This is a genomic window from Prescottella equi (genome assembly GCF_020171745.1).
Lineage (GTDB): Bacteria > Actinomycetota > Actinomycetes > Mycobacteriales > Mycobacteriaceae > Prescottella > Prescottella equi_A.
The window spans coordinates 41,433-55,391 of the sequence record NZ_JAIVAH010000003.1 but is presented as its reverse complement, the minus strand read 5'-3'; the positions used below and the strand labels follow the sequence as shown (position 1 = coordinate 55,391).

16 protein-coding genes are annotated in these 13,959 nt (G+C 68.9%); 10 read left to right on the top strand and 6 right to left on the bottom strand.

Translation table 11 applies throughout. The features are described from left to right. Positions 1–47 precede the first annotated feature (47 nt). Positions 48–1,166, bottom strand: coding sequence for a GmrSD restriction endonuclease domain-containing protein (locus LCL87_RS01045; RefSeq protein WP_225015694.1), 1,119 nt, complete (start codon positions 1,164–1,166; stop codon positions 48–50). 470 nt (positions 1,167–1,636) lie between these two features. Continuing rightward, the gene (locus LCL87_RS01040; protein WP_225015692.1) at positions 1,637–1,906 is read right to left on the bottom strand and encodes a GlsB/YeaQ/YmgE family stress response membrane protein; all 270 of its coding nucleotides are present in this window, start codon (positions 1,904–1,906) and stop codon (positions 1,637–1,639) included. Between the two features lie 373 nt (positions 1,907–2,279). On the opposite strand from LCL87_RS01040, the gene LCL87_RS01035 reads away from it, so the two are divergent. From LCL87_RS01035 to LCL87_RS01015, 5 genes are all read left to right on the top strand, one after another. Further along, the gene (locus LCL87_RS01035; protein ID WP_225015690.1) at positions 2,280–3,290 is read left to right on the top strand and encodes an ABC transporter substrate-binding protein; all 1,011 of its coding nucleotides are present in this window, start codon (positions 2,280–2,282) and stop codon (positions 3,288–3,290) included. After that, on the top strand, positions 3,287–4,129 hold the full coding sequence (locus tag LCL87_RS01030) for an ABC transporter permease (protein WP_225015688.1): 843 nt from the start codon (positions 3,287–3,289) through the stop codon (positions 4,127–4,129). The genes LCL87_RS01035 and LCL87_RS01030 overlap by 4 nt, the downstream gene beginning before the upstream one ends. Beyond that, positions 4,102–4,836, top strand: a complete 735-nt coding sequence (locus tag LCL87_RS01025) for an ABC transporter ATP-binding protein (RefSeq protein ID WP_225015686.1) — start codon at positions 4,102–4,104, stop codon at positions 4,834–4,836. Before LCL87_RS01030 ends, LCL87_RS01025 begins: the two co-directional genes overlap by 28 nt. Then, positions 4,833–5,930, top strand: a complete 1,098-nt coding sequence (locus LCL87_RS01020) for an LLM class flavin-dependent oxidoreductase (protein WP_225015684.1) — start codon at positions 4,833–4,835, stop codon at positions 5,928–5,930. The genes LCL87_RS01025 and LCL87_RS01020 overlap by 4 nt, the downstream gene beginning before the upstream one ends. A 209-nt stretch (positions 5,931–6,139) precedes the next feature. Further along, complete coding sequence (locus tag LCL87_RS01015; RefSeq protein WP_225015682.1) at positions 6,140–6,628, top strand: FBP domain-containing protein; 489 nt, start codon at positions 6,140–6,142, stop codon at positions 6,626–6,628. An 18-nt stretch (positions 6,629–6,646) separates the two neighbouring features. Here LCL87_RS01015 and LCL87_RS01010 read toward each other — a convergent pair whose 3' ends face one another. Both LCL87_RS01010 and LCL87_RS01005 read right to left on the bottom strand, forming a co-directional pair. Further along, entirely contained in the window at positions 6,647–7,264 is a 618-nt protein-coding gene (locus LCL87_RS01010) for a hypothetical protein (RefSeq protein ID WP_225015673.1), read from the bottom strand. Between the two features lie 115 nt (positions 7,265–7,379). Next, a complete protein-coding gene (locus LCL87_RS01005; protein ID WP_225015671.1) occupies positions 7,380–8,270 on the bottom strand; it encodes a carboxymuconolactone decarboxylase family protein in 891 nt (296 codons plus the stop codon). 168 nt (positions 8,271–8,438) lie between these two features. Here LCL87_RS01005 and LCL87_RS01000 point away from each other — a divergent pair, with 168 nt between their 5' ends. Continuing rightward, the gene (locus LCL87_RS01000) at positions 8,439–9,635 is read left to right on the top strand and encodes an RtcB family protein (protein WP_225015669.1); all 1,197 of its coding nucleotides are present in this window, start codon (positions 8,439–8,441) and stop codon (positions 9,633–9,635) included. 288 nt (positions 9,636–9,923) lie between these two features. Here the strand turns inward: LCL87_RS01000 and LCL87_RS00995 are convergent, their stop codons facing one another. Together LCL87_RS00995 and LCL87_RS00990 are read right to left on the bottom strand one after the other, a co-directional pair. Further along, positions 9,924–10,403, bottom strand: coding sequence for an SRPBCC family protein (locus LCL87_RS00995; protein ID WP_225015667.1), 480 nt, complete (start codon positions 10,401–10,403; stop codon positions 9,924–9,926). Positions 10,404–10,425: 22 nt separating this feature from the next. After that, positions 10,426–11,346 (bottom strand): SDR family oxidoreductase, encoded by a 921-nt coding sequence (locus LCL87_RS00990; RefSeq protein WP_225015666.1) that lies wholly within the window; start codon positions 11,344–11,346, stop codon positions 10,426–10,428. Between the two features lie 193 nt (positions 11,347–11,539). On the opposite strand from LCL87_RS00990, the gene LCL87_RS00985 reads away from it, so the two are divergent. The 4 genes from LCL87_RS00985 (at position 11,540) to LCL87_RS00970 (ending at position 13,958) form a co-directional block, all read left to right on the top strand. Continuing rightward, a complete protein-coding gene (locus LCL87_RS00985; protein ID WP_225015664.1) occupies positions 11,540–12,016 on the top strand; it encodes a VOC family protein in 477 nt (158 codons plus the stop codon). 40 nt (positions 12,017–12,056) lie between these two features. After that, complete coding sequence (locus LCL87_RS00980; RefSeq protein ID WP_225015662.1) at positions 12,057–12,626, top strand: mismatch-specific DNA-glycosylase; 570 nt, start codon at positions 12,057–12,059, stop codon at positions 12,624–12,626. Positions 12,627–12,701: 75 nt separating this feature from the next. Beyond that, a complete protein-coding gene (locus tag LCL87_RS00975) occupies positions 12,702–13,304 on the top strand; it encodes a methyltransferase family protein (protein ID WP_225015660.1) in 603 nt (200 codons plus the stop codon). Positions 13,305–13,373: 69 nt separating this feature from the next. Next, positions 13,374–13,958, top strand: coding sequence for a TlpA disulfide reductase family protein (locus LCL87_RS00970; protein ID WP_225015659.1), 585 nt, complete (start codon positions 13,374–13,376; stop codon positions 13,956–13,958). Position 13,959 lies beyond the last annotated feature (1 nt).

Sequence of the window (13,959 nt, the reverse complement as noted above, 5' to 3'; positions counted from 1 at the left end):
AATGACCGTTCGGTCTCCTTCGCCGGCGGCGGGAGTGAGCCTTGGCTCTACTCGCAGGCGACTCCGTCGCTGTCACGGTCGAGCTTGCTGCTGTAGCCCGGCTGCCCGGCGTAGATCGGGGCTGCGCCCGCCGCGCGGGCGGCAGCGCAGTTGGCATAGTGCACGCTCGCGCCCTGCGGTGCGACAGGCGCAACCACCGGAGCCGGTGCCGGTGCCGGAGCTGGCGCCGGTGCGGGAGCGGGAGCCGGGGCCGACTGCCGGATGGCCGCGGTGGCCGGCGGCGCGAGGGTCGTCGGAGCCATCGACGCCGACGCCGATGCCGAGATCGCGGCCGAGGTCGCGGCGGCCGGAACGCCCCCGCAGTCGCCGAGAACTCGCGCGATCGCGTCCTTCTCTGCCTGGGTCACCCACAGTCCGTACGCGGCTTTCACCTCGACCTGCCGGGACACGTAGGTGCATCGATAGGCCTTGTTCGGAGGCAGCCAGGTCGCGGCGTCCCCGTCACTCTTCTGCCCGTTGGTGGGGCCGTCGACGGCCTGCAGGTTGCGCGGGTCGTTCGCCAGGTTGCGGCGGGCCGCCTCGTCGAGCTGCTGCGCGCCCTTCTGCCAGGCGTCGGACAGCGCGACGACGTGATCGATCTGCACCGCGTTCGAAGTTCCCTCGCCCCGAGTGAACGCGATGGTCGTACCCGTGTACGTGTCGTCGAGGGTGCCTGTCAGAACGGTGCAGTTGTTCGAGCCGGGCTTGACGGTGATGTCGAGCAGGTCGCGGCGCAGGATGTCGTTGCGGGTGTCGCAGCCGTTGCGGCCGCCCGGGACGGTCACATCGTCGGACCAAGCCTGACCGAACAGGGCCCGGTCGTACCCGGTCTTGGGAGCCCGGCCCTTCACCGGCAACGTCTCGAGCGTGGCGAGGGCAGCTGTGGCGGCGTCGGAGGTCAGCATCGCCACGGGGGCGGCGGCGCGTGTCGTCGGTGTTGCCGCGGGAGTCGTCGTCGACGAGGTAGCGCTCGGCACGGTGAGGGTGCCCCCGGCGGAGTCACTGCTCCCGCAGGCAGCCAATGACGCTGCGACGGTTGCGGCGACGGCGGCCGCAAGGAGCGTGGAACGCATGCGGTGGGCGAACTGCAGGGGCCGGCGCGATTCCAGGGCTAGGGGAGCGGGCACGATTGTTCCTTCGGCGCAGCGGTGAGGGCGGCATCACGCATCGACGCGGGTGGGAGTTGTCGAGTGATGAGCGATTTGGGCACGAATGGCAATGTCTATCAAAAAGAATCGTCGCGTGGGCCGGAAGCGGCACGATTCGGTCGGCTCTGGGCGCACTGCGAGGCAGGCCAACTGGCGACGAGAGGACCCAGGAGTGCGTTCAGCACCCAACTGGTCGGCAGAACTGCGCAGAAGGTGATCACTGGCTGGCGCCACGCGTGGCGTCGCGACGTTCTACGACGAGCCGGGAGGCCCTGCCGGACTGAATGTATTGCTCCCGCTGCGGGACGAGCCGCCTCAGGCGGACGTCGAGGGAACCGTCGTTGCCGACCCGCTCGCCACGCATACCCTGGCCCGATGTTCGCGCGGGGCACCCGCAATCAGGTGGGCGGCACTGGCCGGCCGGTGTCGTTCGTCCCGGACAGTCCGGCTCAATTGACCTCGGCGGTGTCCCGCGCCTTCCACCACGTCCAGGCGGCGGTCACGATGATCGCGCCGGCGAGGGAGCCGATGATCCCGCTCGGACGGAGCGCGAGACCGTCACCGGCGAAGAGGCTGATCAGCAGACCGCCGACGAACGAGCCGCCGACGCCGGCGGCGCAGGCCAGACCCCAGTCGATGCCCGACTTGGACTTGCCCACGACCAACTGGGCGACGGCGCCGACGAGCAGCCCGAACAGGATGATCCCGATGATCAGCATGGCCGGAGTATGGCAGCCGGGCTGCCCGCCTGTCCCGAATTCTCCGTATTTCGATGCAAATGGTTCGAATCCGCGTCGCGTGATCGAAACTCTTGAACCCCCAGCACAATCGCGGGAACGACGGTGTCGAAGCGCCTGCATCCGTTGACGGTTGCTCCGGGCCCTCCCAGGATTCTCGGCATGACCTACGGCAGCGTCGAGACCCTGGCCCGCCGGCACGCCTTCTCGGCCTGCTGCGTGTGTGCGCCCTGTCCGCGTTCCTGTTGATCTCACCGGCCGAGCGTCCTCGCCAGGCCGATTCTCCTCACCCGCCGGTCGTCCCGATCGGGCCCGGGTTCCTCGTGCACTCCTCACGTTCATATCGGAGGTCTCCATGCGTCGTTCGACGCGAACACGTTTCGTCCTTGCCGCCCTGACGGCGGTATCTGCTCTGACGATCGGTGCATGCAGCAGTTCCGGCGCGTCCGAGGCGTCGGACTCGGCGGGTAACCCGCAGGCCGACGTCACCCTGCGCATCGGCGACCAGGTCAAGAGCACCCAGTCGCTGCTCGAGGCGGCCGGCGCGCTCGACGGCCTCGACTACAAGATCGAGTGGTCCACGTTCGAGGCCGGACCGCCATTGCTGGAGGCGCTGGGCGCCAACAAGATCGACGCCGGCGGTACCGGCGACGTACCCCCGGTATTCGCGCAGGCCAACGGCAATTCGGGCCGCATCGTCGCGGTGCAGGCGCGGACCGGTGCCAACGACTTCCTGCTGGTGCCGGCGAACTCGACGGCGTCGTCGATCGCCGACCTGAAGGGCAAGAAGATCGCGGTCACGCAGGGGTCGAGCTCGCACGGGCTAGTCCTCGGGCTGCTCGAGCAGGCGAAGCTGCCGGTGTCGGACTTCCAGTTCCAGTTCCTCGGTCCCGCCGACGCATTGAGCGCGTTCACCGCCGGACAGGTCGACGCGTGGGCGGTGTGGAACCCCTACTCGACGATCGGCAAGAACACCGCCGGCGCCCGGATCATCGCGGATGGCAGCGAGGTCACCACCGGGCAGTCGTACTTCTCGGCCGCGTCCGAGGCCCTGGCCGATCCGGCGAAGTCGGCGGCACTCGCCGACTTCTTCGGACGACTGGCCCGCGCCCAGGTGTGGGCGGACGCGCACCCGGAGGCGTGGGTGCCGATCTTCGCGAAGCTGACCAAGCTGCCCGAGGACGTCGCCGCGGCGTCGTTCGACACGTCGAAGGGGTCGTACGTTGCGATCGACGACCAGCGCATCGCGAAGCAGCAGAGGCTGATCGACCTGTTCGCCGCCGCAGGACTGCTGAAGCAGGCGCCGGTGGCCGGTGACTGGTTCGACGCCCGGTTCAACGCGCAGATTCAGGCGGGTGCGAAATGACTGCCGTGCTGACGAAGGGCTTGCCGGAGGCCGCGGCGACGGAAGCCGCCGCACCGGGACAGCCGAAACAATCGCGGCGCTCGTGGACACCGCTGCTGCGCCTGATCTCCCCGCTGGTGCTGCTCGTCCTGTGGCAGCTGCTCAGCAGCGCCGGCGTCGTCTCGGACAAGACACTCGCCTCGCCCGCGCAGGTGATCTCGGCGGCCGCGGAACTGTGGTCGGACGGCAGCCTGCAGGACGCGCTGGCCGTCTCGGTGCAGCGGGTGCTGCTCGGCGCCGTCCTCGGCATCGCGGTCGCCGTGCTGTTGGGCGTGCTGGCCGGGTTCTCCCGGATCGTGGAGCTCGCGATCGATCCGCCGATCCAGATGTTGCGGACGGTCCCGTTCCTCGGCCTGATCCCGCTGTTCATCATCTGGTTCGGGATCGGCGAGCAGCCCAAGGTGTTCCTCGTGGCGCTCGGCGTGATGTTCCCGCTCTACCTCAATCTGTTCGCGGGTATCCGCAGCATCGACGGCAAGCTGATCGAGGCGACGGAGACGTTGGGGTTGAACAAGTTCCAGCTTGCCCTCCATGTCGTCCTCCCCGGTGCACTGCCGCAGGCACTGACCGGGCTGAGGATGTCGCTCGGCGTCGCCTGGCTCGCACTCATCGTCGCCGAACAGATCAACGCCGACGCCGGCCTCGGCTACCTGATCAACAACGCCCGCATCTATTTCCGCATCGACATCGTCATCTTCGGTCTGCTCGTCTACGCATTCCTCGGTCTCGCGACCGACGCGATCGTGCGGGCCCTGGAGGGAAGGCTGCTGACATGGCGCAAGACGTACCAGGGCGCGTGAGGGACGCCGTCGTCACCGCCCGCGGCGTGCGGCGGGTGTTCGGCACCGACGTCGTGCTCGACGGCATCGACCTGACGCTGCGCGGCGGCGAGATCGTCGCACTCGTCGGGCGCAGCGGGTCGGGCAAGTCGACGCTCCTGCGCACCGTCGCCGGGCTCGACCGTGGACACGAGGGCCGCATCGACGTCGACGGTTCGGTTGCCGTCGCCTTCCAGGAACCGCGGCTGCTGCCGTGGAAGCGGGTGCACCGCAACGTTTCCCTCGGACTTCCCGACGGTGACGGCAAGCGGCGGGCGATCGACGCCCTCGGCGAGGTCGCCCTCGGCCACCGTGTCGACGCGTGGCCGCTCACGCTCTCGGGCGGTGAGGCGCAGCGGGTGTCCCTCGCCCGCGCGCTGGTCCGTGAGCCGGACCTGCTGCTGCTCGACGAGCCGTTCGGGGCGCTCGACGCGCTCACCCGGATCACGGCCTACGAGTTGCTGATCCGACTGTGGCGGCGGCACGGCTTCGCCGTCCTGCTGGTCACCCACGACGTGGAGGAGGCGGTGCTGCTCGCCGACCGCGTCCTCGTCCTCGACGATGGACGGATCGCCCACGACGTCGCGGTCAGCGCGCCGCGTCCGCGGCAGCGCGCGGATCCGGACGTCGTCGCCCTGCGCAAGCAAGTTCTCGTTCATCTCGGTGTTCTCGAAGGGATTTCGGCATGACCCTGCACTTCCACTGGTACCTGCCCACGAACGGCGACGGGCGTGAGGTGATCGGCGCCCTCGAACCCCGTGAGGCGTCGGGACGGGCGTCCGAGTTCCGCCCGGCCTCGCTCGACTACCTGACGCTGGTGGCGAAGACCGCCGAACAACTCGGATTCGAGGCCGTGCTCACGCCCACCGGATCGTGGTGCCCCGACGCCTGGATCACCACGGCGGCACTCATCCGGGAGACCCGGAACCTGAAGTTCCTGGTCGCATTTCGGCCCGGACTGATCACGCCGACACTCGCGGCCCAGCAGGCGGCCGCGTTCCAGCAGCTGTCGGGAGGCCGTCTGCTGCTCAACATCGTCACCGGCGGCGACGCCGAGGAGCAGCGCCGCTTCGGCGACTTCCACTCCAAGGAGGAGCGGTACGAGCGCACCGGCGAGTTCCTCGACATCGTGCGCGGGGCCTGGAGCGGCACGCCGTACGACTTCTCCGGCAAGTACTACACGGTCGAGGGTGCGGCGGCCTTCCCGGCGCCCTCCCCGGCACCGGGAATCTTCTTCGGCGGCGCCAGCGAACCCGCGCTCGACGTCGCGGCCGAGCACGTCGACACGTACCTCACCTGGACCGAGCCGCCGGCGAAGGTGGGCGCACTCATCGACGACGTCCGCCGTCGTGCCGCCGTCCACGGGCGGACGCTGAGCTTCGGCATCCGCGCGCACGTGATCGCGCGGGACACGTCCGAGGAGGCGTGGGCCGAGGCCGACAAGCTCGTCGGCCGGATCAGTCCCGCCCAGATCGAGCTGGCCCGCACCCGGCTGGCACAGAGCGAGTCGGAGGGGCAGCGGCGTCAGCTGGGGCTCAGCGCGGACCTGCGCAATCTCGAGGTGTACCCCGGGTTGTGGGCGGGATTCGGACTGGTCCGCGGCGGTGCCGGCACCGCGCTCGTCGGCAGCCACGAGGAGGTGGCGGCGCTGATCCGGGAGTACGCGGCGGTGGGCGTCGAACACTTCGTCCTCTCGGGCCAGCCGCACATCGAGGAGGCGTACTGGTTCGCGGAGGGCGTGCGGCCGATCCTGTCCCGGCAGGGGCTGCTACAGGCGGCCTGACCCGAACCGAACGCCGGCGCCGAACCACTCGTCGTCCCGACCTCAGTCGAAGACGAACTGTGGTTTGGTGCCGTGCGCGAGAGCTTCGGCGAGCACGACGGCCTCGGTGAAGCGTTCGAGCGGGCAAGAAACCGTTTGTCCATCCGCCGGCCCCGGTCGTATCGTGGCGGCAGTTCGCTGCCCGAACGATCGAAGGAGCCGGCCCCGTCATGGATCCGATCACCGAACGCGACCTGCGGGCGTCGTTCGTCAACTGTTCCAAGGGGGACGCCAAGCGCCTGCCCGCGCCGCGTGACCTGGACGATCGCCCCTGGGACGATCTGGATTTCCTGGGCTGGACCGACCAATCGTTCCCCGGACGCGGCTACCTGGTCGTGCCCCGGGCGGACGGTCCGATCGGCGTGGCGATGCGCTTCGAACCCAACGGGTCCGGCAAGTCCCAGATGTGCGCGATCTGCCTCACCACCCACACCCGTGGCGGCATCGCGCTGATGACCGCGAACAAGATCGGCGAATCGGGCCGGGCGGGCAACTCCGTGGGCATCTACATGTGCATCGACCTGGCGTGCCCGCTGTATGCCCGCGGCAGGAAGAAGCCCGCGCTCGGCAGCCGGTACCGCGAGGACCTCAGCCCGGAGGAGAAGACCGAGCGCGTGCGCGACAACATCAACGCGTTCGTCGACCGGCTGTACGTCTGAACCCGACCTCCTCGACGGTCAGACCATTTCGGGCACGTGCAGGTGCGCAATTGCCAGCTCGAACTCGCACACCTCCAGTAGCTCGGCGCCTGTCTCACGGAGGGCCCGAGTCCGGATCGCTTCGGCCTGCTCGCGATCGGCACGCATCTGCTCGACGCTGTCGAAGGTCACCGAGGACACTGCCCGGCCCGCGGCATGGTCGGCCATCAGGCTCGCGCTGCAGAAGCCGTCGGTGCCTTCCATCGCGGGCAAGTTCAGCTTCCAGACATCGACTGCGTGCGTCATCGTGCCGGGATCGACCTTGAACCAGGTCGCGCGGACGCACGCGCCGGGGCGCGACGTGTGGTCGCGGTGCAGGACCTCGATGTCCCACCGCTCGACGTGCGCGGTGCCGTGGAAGACCTCGGTGGCCTGATCCCGGAGGTGAATGGCGGGTCCCTCGCTCGCCCGGAGCGTCTCCTCGTCCCTCCACGAACTGGTGGCGATGCAGCGTCCGGATTCGCGGTCGACCAGTAGCGACAGTCCCTCGCTGCCCTCGATGTCGGCGAGCGCCGGCATCACGGTGTCACGGATGTGTTTGATTCCGGCGTCGATGAACGAGGGATGCGCCTGAATGGTTGTAGAACGCGCGTACACGATCGACTCCCTTTCCTCGGGGCGGCGCCCCGGTGGCGCCACCGGTCCCGTTTCTCACTTCACCTTCCTCCGGTACCGGGGACCTGGCAATGGCGCTGCGGCAGCCCGAAGTGGGTCAGCCGGGTAGCGCCAGACCGAAATCGACGCTGCCGTCGGCGTTGACGTCGTAGACCTCGATTCCGTCGGCAACGTTCGCCCCGTCCGTTCCCGTCGACACCGCGATCTTGTTGCACGCGTTGCGCATCAGGTCGATCACCAACTCGACGGCCTCGGCGGGGGAGAAGTGCGTGCGCACGTCGGCCACGACCTGTGGATCGAGGTGCGCGGGCTGCCAGATGAGGGCGTCGGCGAACTCGAGCGCGGCCTTGTGCCGGGGCGACAGGCTGCTTGCCCGGAAGTCGTCGATCTCGTCGTAGAGTTCCTCGCCGCCGCCGGCCAGCATCGCGGTCCGGTTGCGCAGCGACTTGCACAGTCGGCAGTTGTGTTGCCGGGCCTGGTAGAGGCGGACCACCTCGGTCGTCACCGGATCGAGTTCCCGCACCCGAGCAACCTCGACGAGCGTGCGCTGGATCAGTGGCCACGGTTCGCCGGTGGTGTCCCACTCGACGGGGACCGGCCATCCCGGTTCCGGCGCCGTGAACAGTGCGTCGAGGCCGGCCCGTGCCCGCGGCACCCAGTCGGCGACGTACAGCAGTTGGACGAATCGGCCGGTGTCTTGGCCGAGTCCGGACGCCAGTGCGGCCCGCTGGGCGTCGTCGATCATCGACACGTCCACCGAGAACTGCTCGGCGAACTCCAGTGGGGCGGCGGTGAGTGCGTCGGTGGTCTGTGCGGGCGCCGGTAGCGGCGGAAGCGACAGCGTCCGCGCGCACACCACGCGGGTGCCGGCGACGAGATCGATGGGCGCGATCGCAACGAGTCGATCGAGCGTCGATGCCACCTCGGGAGCGAAATGGCGCAGCGCCGAAGCGCCGCTGTGGCGTGCCCAGTCGTCGTGTTCCGTCATGTCTCGTCACCGTTCTCGAGTCGTTGCGCGCGTGCGGTCCATTGAACGCCGCCGGAGCGTAATTCGCTTGCCCTGTCCCGAAATCGCTCTACGGTTGGAAGATCGAACAATTGATCGGACGACGGCGCGGCGATCCCCGTGGCCTTCGTCCCCGACCGGAGCGGAACAGTGAGCCCCACCGAGCACGACCAGAACCTCGTGAACTTCGCCAGCCACCTCGACGACGGAACCCTCGCGCAGGCGCGGGAGACCGCGTCCATGCCGTTCGTGTACCCGCACGTCGCGTTGATGCCCGACGCGCACTTCGGCAAGGGCTCGGCGGTGGGAACGGTCATCCCCACCCGCGGCGCGGTGATCCCGGCTGCCGTCGGTGTCGACATCGGTTGCGGAATGATCGCCGCCCGAACGCAGTTCACGCTGGCCGATATCGAGGGTGCCGGTGGCGCGGGGCGGACGCTGCACGCGCTGCGGTTGCGGATCGAGCACGCGATCCCGCTGTCCCCGGGTAACTACAACCTCACGGCGTCGCTGGGGAAGTGGTTCGCGGAGCCGCGGATCGCCGAACTCGAGGAGCGGGCCGCGCGTGACGGCGTCGACCTGTCGCACTCACCGAAGTGGCGCGAGCAGTTGGGCTCGCTGGGCGGCGGCAACCACTTCATCGAACTGTGCGTCGACGAGCAGGACCGGGTGTGGCTGTTCCTGCACTCCGGCAGCCGGGGCGTGGGGAACAAGATCGCGCAGAAGCACATCGCGATCGCCCAGAGGCTGTGCCGGACATGGCACATCGACCTGCCGAACCGGGACCTCGCCTACCTGGCGGAGGGGACGCCCGAGTTCTGGAACTACATCCGGGAACTGCGCTGGGCGCAGCGCTTCGCGCTGCTGAACCGAGCGGAGATGCTGGACCGCTTCGCCCTGGTGTTCGGCGAGTGGATCGGTACCCCGGTGGTGGAAGCCGAGCGGATCAACTGTCACCACAACTACACCGAGCAGGAGGAGCACTACGGCGAGAGCGTCTGGCTCACCCGCAAGGGCGCGGTGAACGCCCACGGGGGCGTCGACGCGGTCATCCCAGGATCGATGGGTACCCGGTCCTACGTGGTCCGGGGCAAGGGCGATGCGCGCGGGCTGTGCTCGGCCCCGCACGGCGCCGGCCGCAGGTTCTCCCGCACCCAGGCCCGTAAGCGGTTCACCGTCGCCGACCTGGCCGATCGGATGAAAGGGATCGAGTACCGGCACGGAGCCGAGTGGATCGACGAGATCCCGGACGCCTACAAGGACATCGACGTCGTCATGGACGACGCCCGTGATCTCGTGGAGGTCCGGCACCAGTTACGGCAGATCCTCAACGTCAAGGGCACGTGATCGGGCCTCGGGCGCGCGAACACCCCGGGAGCAACCCCGGGGTGTTCGTCTGAAGAGAGAGTCGAACTCAGCTGAACTCGATGGTGCTGCCGAAGTTCACGAGGTTTCCGATCGTTCCGATCAACGACGGGAACAACGAGATGAGGTTGAGGTTCATCTTGGGCCTTTCCAGGGCGAGACCGGGTGTCGGGTCGTTATGCGACCGAAATATAGCCGAGCGCTGCGCTGGTGAAGGGCGTTTTGTGCAAACCGACATGGACAAGCGTCCAGCGGCCGGTGGCGGTGACGTCAGGTGGTCCGGGCGAGCAGCGCGTCGAGAGCCGCGAAGCTCGCATTCATGCCCGCCTCCATGCCGGACTGCATCATGCCGTCGCGGTCCTCGCCGGTCATGAAGATCGTGTCCGTCACCAGCTTGGTGTGGCCGTCGCCGAGGTCGACGAACTCGATCGTCTCGACCGAGACGTGGGTGGGCATGCCGTCCCACTCGAACGACCAGACGATGCGTTCGACCGGCGTCACCTCCCGGAATCGGCCCTCGAATCCGGCGACGCCACCCTCGTGGTGCTCGACGAAGCGCCAGTGCCCACCGCGCTCCAGTTCCCACTTCTCGATGTCGAGCCGGTTTCCGCGCCCCCACCACTGGGCGAGCAGATCCGGTTCGGTGTAGGCCGCCCAGACGCGGTCGCGCGGTGCGGCGATGACGCGTTCGATGTGCACTCCGCGCTCGCCGGTAGTGGTCACGCTTGCGGCAGATGTCCGGCCGGTCATCGATCCTCCAGTCGTCGGATGCTCAGTAGGGAAGTGTTGTGTCGGTAAGTTTTTCGGCCATCGCCCAGAGCGAGGGGGCCAGATCCTCGCCGCGCGAGCTGCGCGGCGGATCGTACCGCCGGGTGGGGCCGACGAGCGCCATTCGGCCACCCGGTCCGTAGTAGCCGCCCTGCACGGCCTCGGGGCTGGTGGCGGCGAACAGGATCGGCTCCACGCCGTCGCGTACGTCCTGCGACGGCAGCATCGTGCGGTCGTTGCCGGACAACATCCCGTGCCTGGGCTTGTCCCGGCCCAGGCTCGCGCCCGCGGTCTGGAGATTGGTGCGGGTGTACCCGGGGTGCGCGTAGGTGCTGAGCAGGCTCCAGCCGCTGGCTTCCGCCACCCGTGCCAGGTGCTGTGCCATCAGCATGTCGGCGAGCTTGGACTGCGCATAGCTGAGCGCCGGGCTGTACCGGTGCCGGGACTGCAGGTCGCGAAAGTTGATCCGGCCGTAGTGCGCCGTGCCGCTCGTCATCGTCGCGACCCGCGCCTCGGGCGCGTCCAACAGCAGGGGCAGCAGCAGATTCGTGAGGGCGAACGGGCCCAGGAAGTTGGAGCCGAACTGCAGCTCGAACCCGTCGGCGGTCTCGAACCTGCGCGGCGGCGACATGACGCCGGCATTGTTGACCAGCAGATCGAGCGGTCGACCGTCGTCGAGGAAGCCCGCGGCGAACTCCCGCACCGATCCGAGATCGGCGAGGTCGATCCGACGGATCTCGAGTTGCGCGTCCGGGTTCTCGTGCATGATCTCGGCGCACGCCGCCTCGCCCTTGCCTGGGGTGCGGACGGCCATCACGACGTGCGCACCGGCCGCGGCCAGCCGTCGGGTGGCCTCCTTGCCGGTGCCGCTGTTGGCGCCGGTGACGACGACGTACCGGCCCGTCATGTCGGGAACCTGATACATGGGGAACCACCTCGGCGATCGGCGATGCGCGGGCTCGTTCCCGTCCCAATCTACCGCCGGATCGGCGGACGTCCGGCCGGTTGTCGCCGCTTCGTCGTACGCTCGCGACCGCCGGCCGATGAGTTTCCGCCGCGGCCGCGGTCTATCCCGACAGCGCATGTCCAGGAACACGACGACCGGAAGGATCTCGACCATGCAGACGATCACCCCGTGCCTGTGGTTCGACACAGAGGGCGAGGAGGCCGCGAACTTCTATGTCGCGCTGTTCAAGAACTCCAAGATCCTGAACATCTCCCGGTACGGGCCCGGCATGCACCGGCCGGAGGGGCTCGCTCTGACCGTCGAGTTCGAGTTGAACGGCCAGAAGTTCACGGCACTCAACGGCGGGCCGGAGTTCCCCTTCACCGAGGCCGTGTCGTTCCAGGTGAGCTGCGCAGACCAGGCCGAGGTCGACGAGTACTGGAATCGGTTGACTGCCGACGGTGGCCAGGAGAGTCAGTGCGGGTGGCTGAAGGATCGCTGGGGTGTGTCGTGGCAGATCATCCCGGAGGCCCTCGCCTCGTACATCGGGGGCCCGGCCCCGGCGGGCGCGCAGCGCGCCACACAGGCGATGCTGCAGATGCGCAAGCTCGACATCGACGTCATCCGTGAGGCGTACGAGAACGACTGACGGTTTGGCCGTGCCCGATCGGTGCGGTTCGCTGTAGCGCATGGGATTCAGTCGTGCCGAACTCGAGGCCTTCCGTGATGCGGAGGTACCGGACCTGATCGGCCCGGGCTGCCGCCTGCTGTTCGTGGGCATCAACCCGGGGCTGTGGACCGCGGCCACCGGCGCGCACTTCGCGCGGCCCGGCAACCGCTTCTACCCGGCGCTGCAGCGGGCCGGCATCGTCGACCGGCCGATCGACCCGGCCGCCGGCATGTCCGACGACGACCGGGACCTGCTCGTCGCTCGCGGCATCGGGATCACGAACATCGCCCATCGGGCGACGGCGCGCGCCGACGAACTGACCGCGGACGAGTTGCGGGCGGGCGGGGCCCGCCTCTGGGAGACGGTTGCCCGGGTGCGGCCGCGGGTGGTCGCGGTCGCCGGCATCACCGCCTACCGGACGGCGTTCGGCGCGCGGAAGGCGGCGACGGGACGTCAGCCCGACGGTTTCGAGGGCGCCGCGCTGTGGGTGGTACCGAATCCGAGCGGCCTCAACGCGCACGACACCGTCGACTCGCTGGCCCGGGCGTACCGGGCCGCTGCGGTCGATGCGGGCGTCGTGGTGGGCTGAGCGTGTACCCGATCGTTGCGCCGAGTTCGGTCCGTTGGGGTCGTGGGACGGCCGTCGACGCGGCACACTCGAAGGGTGGCGGCCAACGGCGCAGCACTCCCGCTGTTCGCGACCGATGCGGTCGCGGCCGCGATTCTGGCCGCCGCGTTCCTCGGCGTCCTGCTCTCCGAGCTCTGGATCGGCCGGACGCACCCGGGTGCAGGCTCCCATCGGGACGGTTGGACAGGACCGGCCGTGGGCCTCGGACTGGTGGCGGCGTACGTCGGGGGTGCGGCGGTCAGCGTCCTCGTGCCCGCGACCGTGATCACCGGCGGTGCCTGGTGGTTCTTCTGGGTGGGGCTCGCCGTGGCTGCGGCGGGACAGGCGCTGCGCCTGCGGGCTGTCCGCGAACTGGGTGCGTCGTTCACGTTCCAGGTCCAGACCGTGCAGGGGCAGCGTGTCGTGGACACGGGTCTGTACCGCCGGATCCGGCACCCGTCGTACACAGGTGCGCTGATCTGTGCCCTCGGTTTCACGATCGCCTACACGAATTGGCTTGCGCCGCTGACGGTCCTGGGGCTCGCGGCGGCATACGTCGTGCGGATCCCGCACGAGGAGCACGTTCTCGTCGAGGGGCTGGGTGAGCCGTACCGGCAGTACATGCGGCGGACGCGGCGGTTGATCCCGTTCGTCCTGTGAAGCCACCCCGGGGGCATATCTACTGCCTACGTACGTAGATAGTATGTTGGGGGCGTGTGGATGCGAGGAATGAGGAGCGGCCGCGCAATCGCCGCCGCTGGGGCAGCCGTCCTGTTGCTGTCGGGGTGTGCCACGGGAGCGGACGCCGTCGCGCAGGGCGGGACGTTCGACTTCGTCGCCCCGGGTGGCCAGATGGACATCTTCTACGACCCGCCGGAATCGCGGGGTGCGATCGGGAACCTCGCCGGCCCGGAGCTGATCACCGATCAGCCGGTCGCGGTCGCGGACTACCCCGGGCAGGTCGTGGTGATCAACCTGTGGGGCCAGTGGTGCGCGCCGTGCCGCGCCGAGGCGGACGACCTCGAGCGGGTCTATCAGGCGACCCAGGGTAGCGGTGTTCAGTTCCTCGGCATCAACGTCCGAGATCCCCAGCGGGACAAGGCGCAGGACTTCGCCGTCGACTTCGGGCTCACCTACCCGTCGATCTACGACCCGTCGATGCGCTCGCTGCTGGCCTTGGGCGGCAAGTATCCGACGAGTGTCATCCCGTCCACGATCGTCCTCGATCGGCAGCACCGCGTCGCCGCGGTGTTCCTGCGGGAACTGCTCGACGTCGATCTGCAGCCGGTGGTCGAGCGGATCGCGGCGGAATGAC

Coding starts and splice junctions, on each gene's coding strand:
- LCL87_RS01040 (WP_225015692.1), bottom strand. CDS start 1,906: ATGCTGATCATCGGGATCATCCTGTTCGGGCTGCTCGTCGGCGCCGTC.
- LCL87_RS01035 (WP_225015690.1), top strand. CDS start 2,280: ATGCGTCGTTCGACGCGAACACGTTTCGTCCTTGCCGCCCTGACGGCG.
- LCL87_RS01030 (WP_225015688.1), top strand. CDS start 3,287: ATGACTGCCGTGCTGACGAAGGGCTTGCCGGAGGCCGCGGCGACGGAA.
- LCL87_RS01025 (WP_225015686.1), top strand. CDS start 4,102: ATGGCGCAAGACGTACCAGGGCGCGTGAGGGACGCCGTCGTCACCGCC.
- LCL87_RS01020 (WP_225015684.1), top strand. CDS start 4,833: ATGACCCTGCACTTCCACTGGTACCTGCCCACGAACGGCGACGGGCGT.
- LCL87_RS01015 (WP_225015682.1), top strand. CDS start 6,140: ATGGATCCGATCACCGAACGCGACCTGCGGGCGTCGTTCGTCAACTGT.
- LCL87_RS01005 (WP_225015671.1), bottom strand. CDS start 8,270: ATGACGGAACACGACGACTGGGCACGCCACAGCGGCGCTTCGGCGCTG.
- LCL87_RS00995 (WP_225015667.1), bottom strand. CDS start 10,403: ATGACCGGCCGGACATCTGCCGCAAGCGTGACCACTACCGGCGAGCGC.
- LCL87_RS00990 (WP_225015666.1), bottom strand. CDS start 11,346: ATGTATCAGGTTCCCGACATGACGGGCCGGTACGTCGTCGTCACCGGC.
- LCL87_RS00985 (WP_225015664.1), top strand. CDS start 11,540: ATGCAGACGATCACCCCGTGCCTGTGGTTCGACACAGAGGGCGAGGAG.
- LCL87_RS00980 (WP_225015662.1), top strand. CDS start 12,057: ATGGGATTCAGTCGTGCCGAACTCGAGGCCTTCCGTGATGCGGAGGTA.
- LCL87_RS00970 (WP_225015659.1), top strand. CDS start 13,374: ATGAGGAGCGGCCGCGCAATCGCCGCCGCTGGGGCAGCCGTCCTGTTG.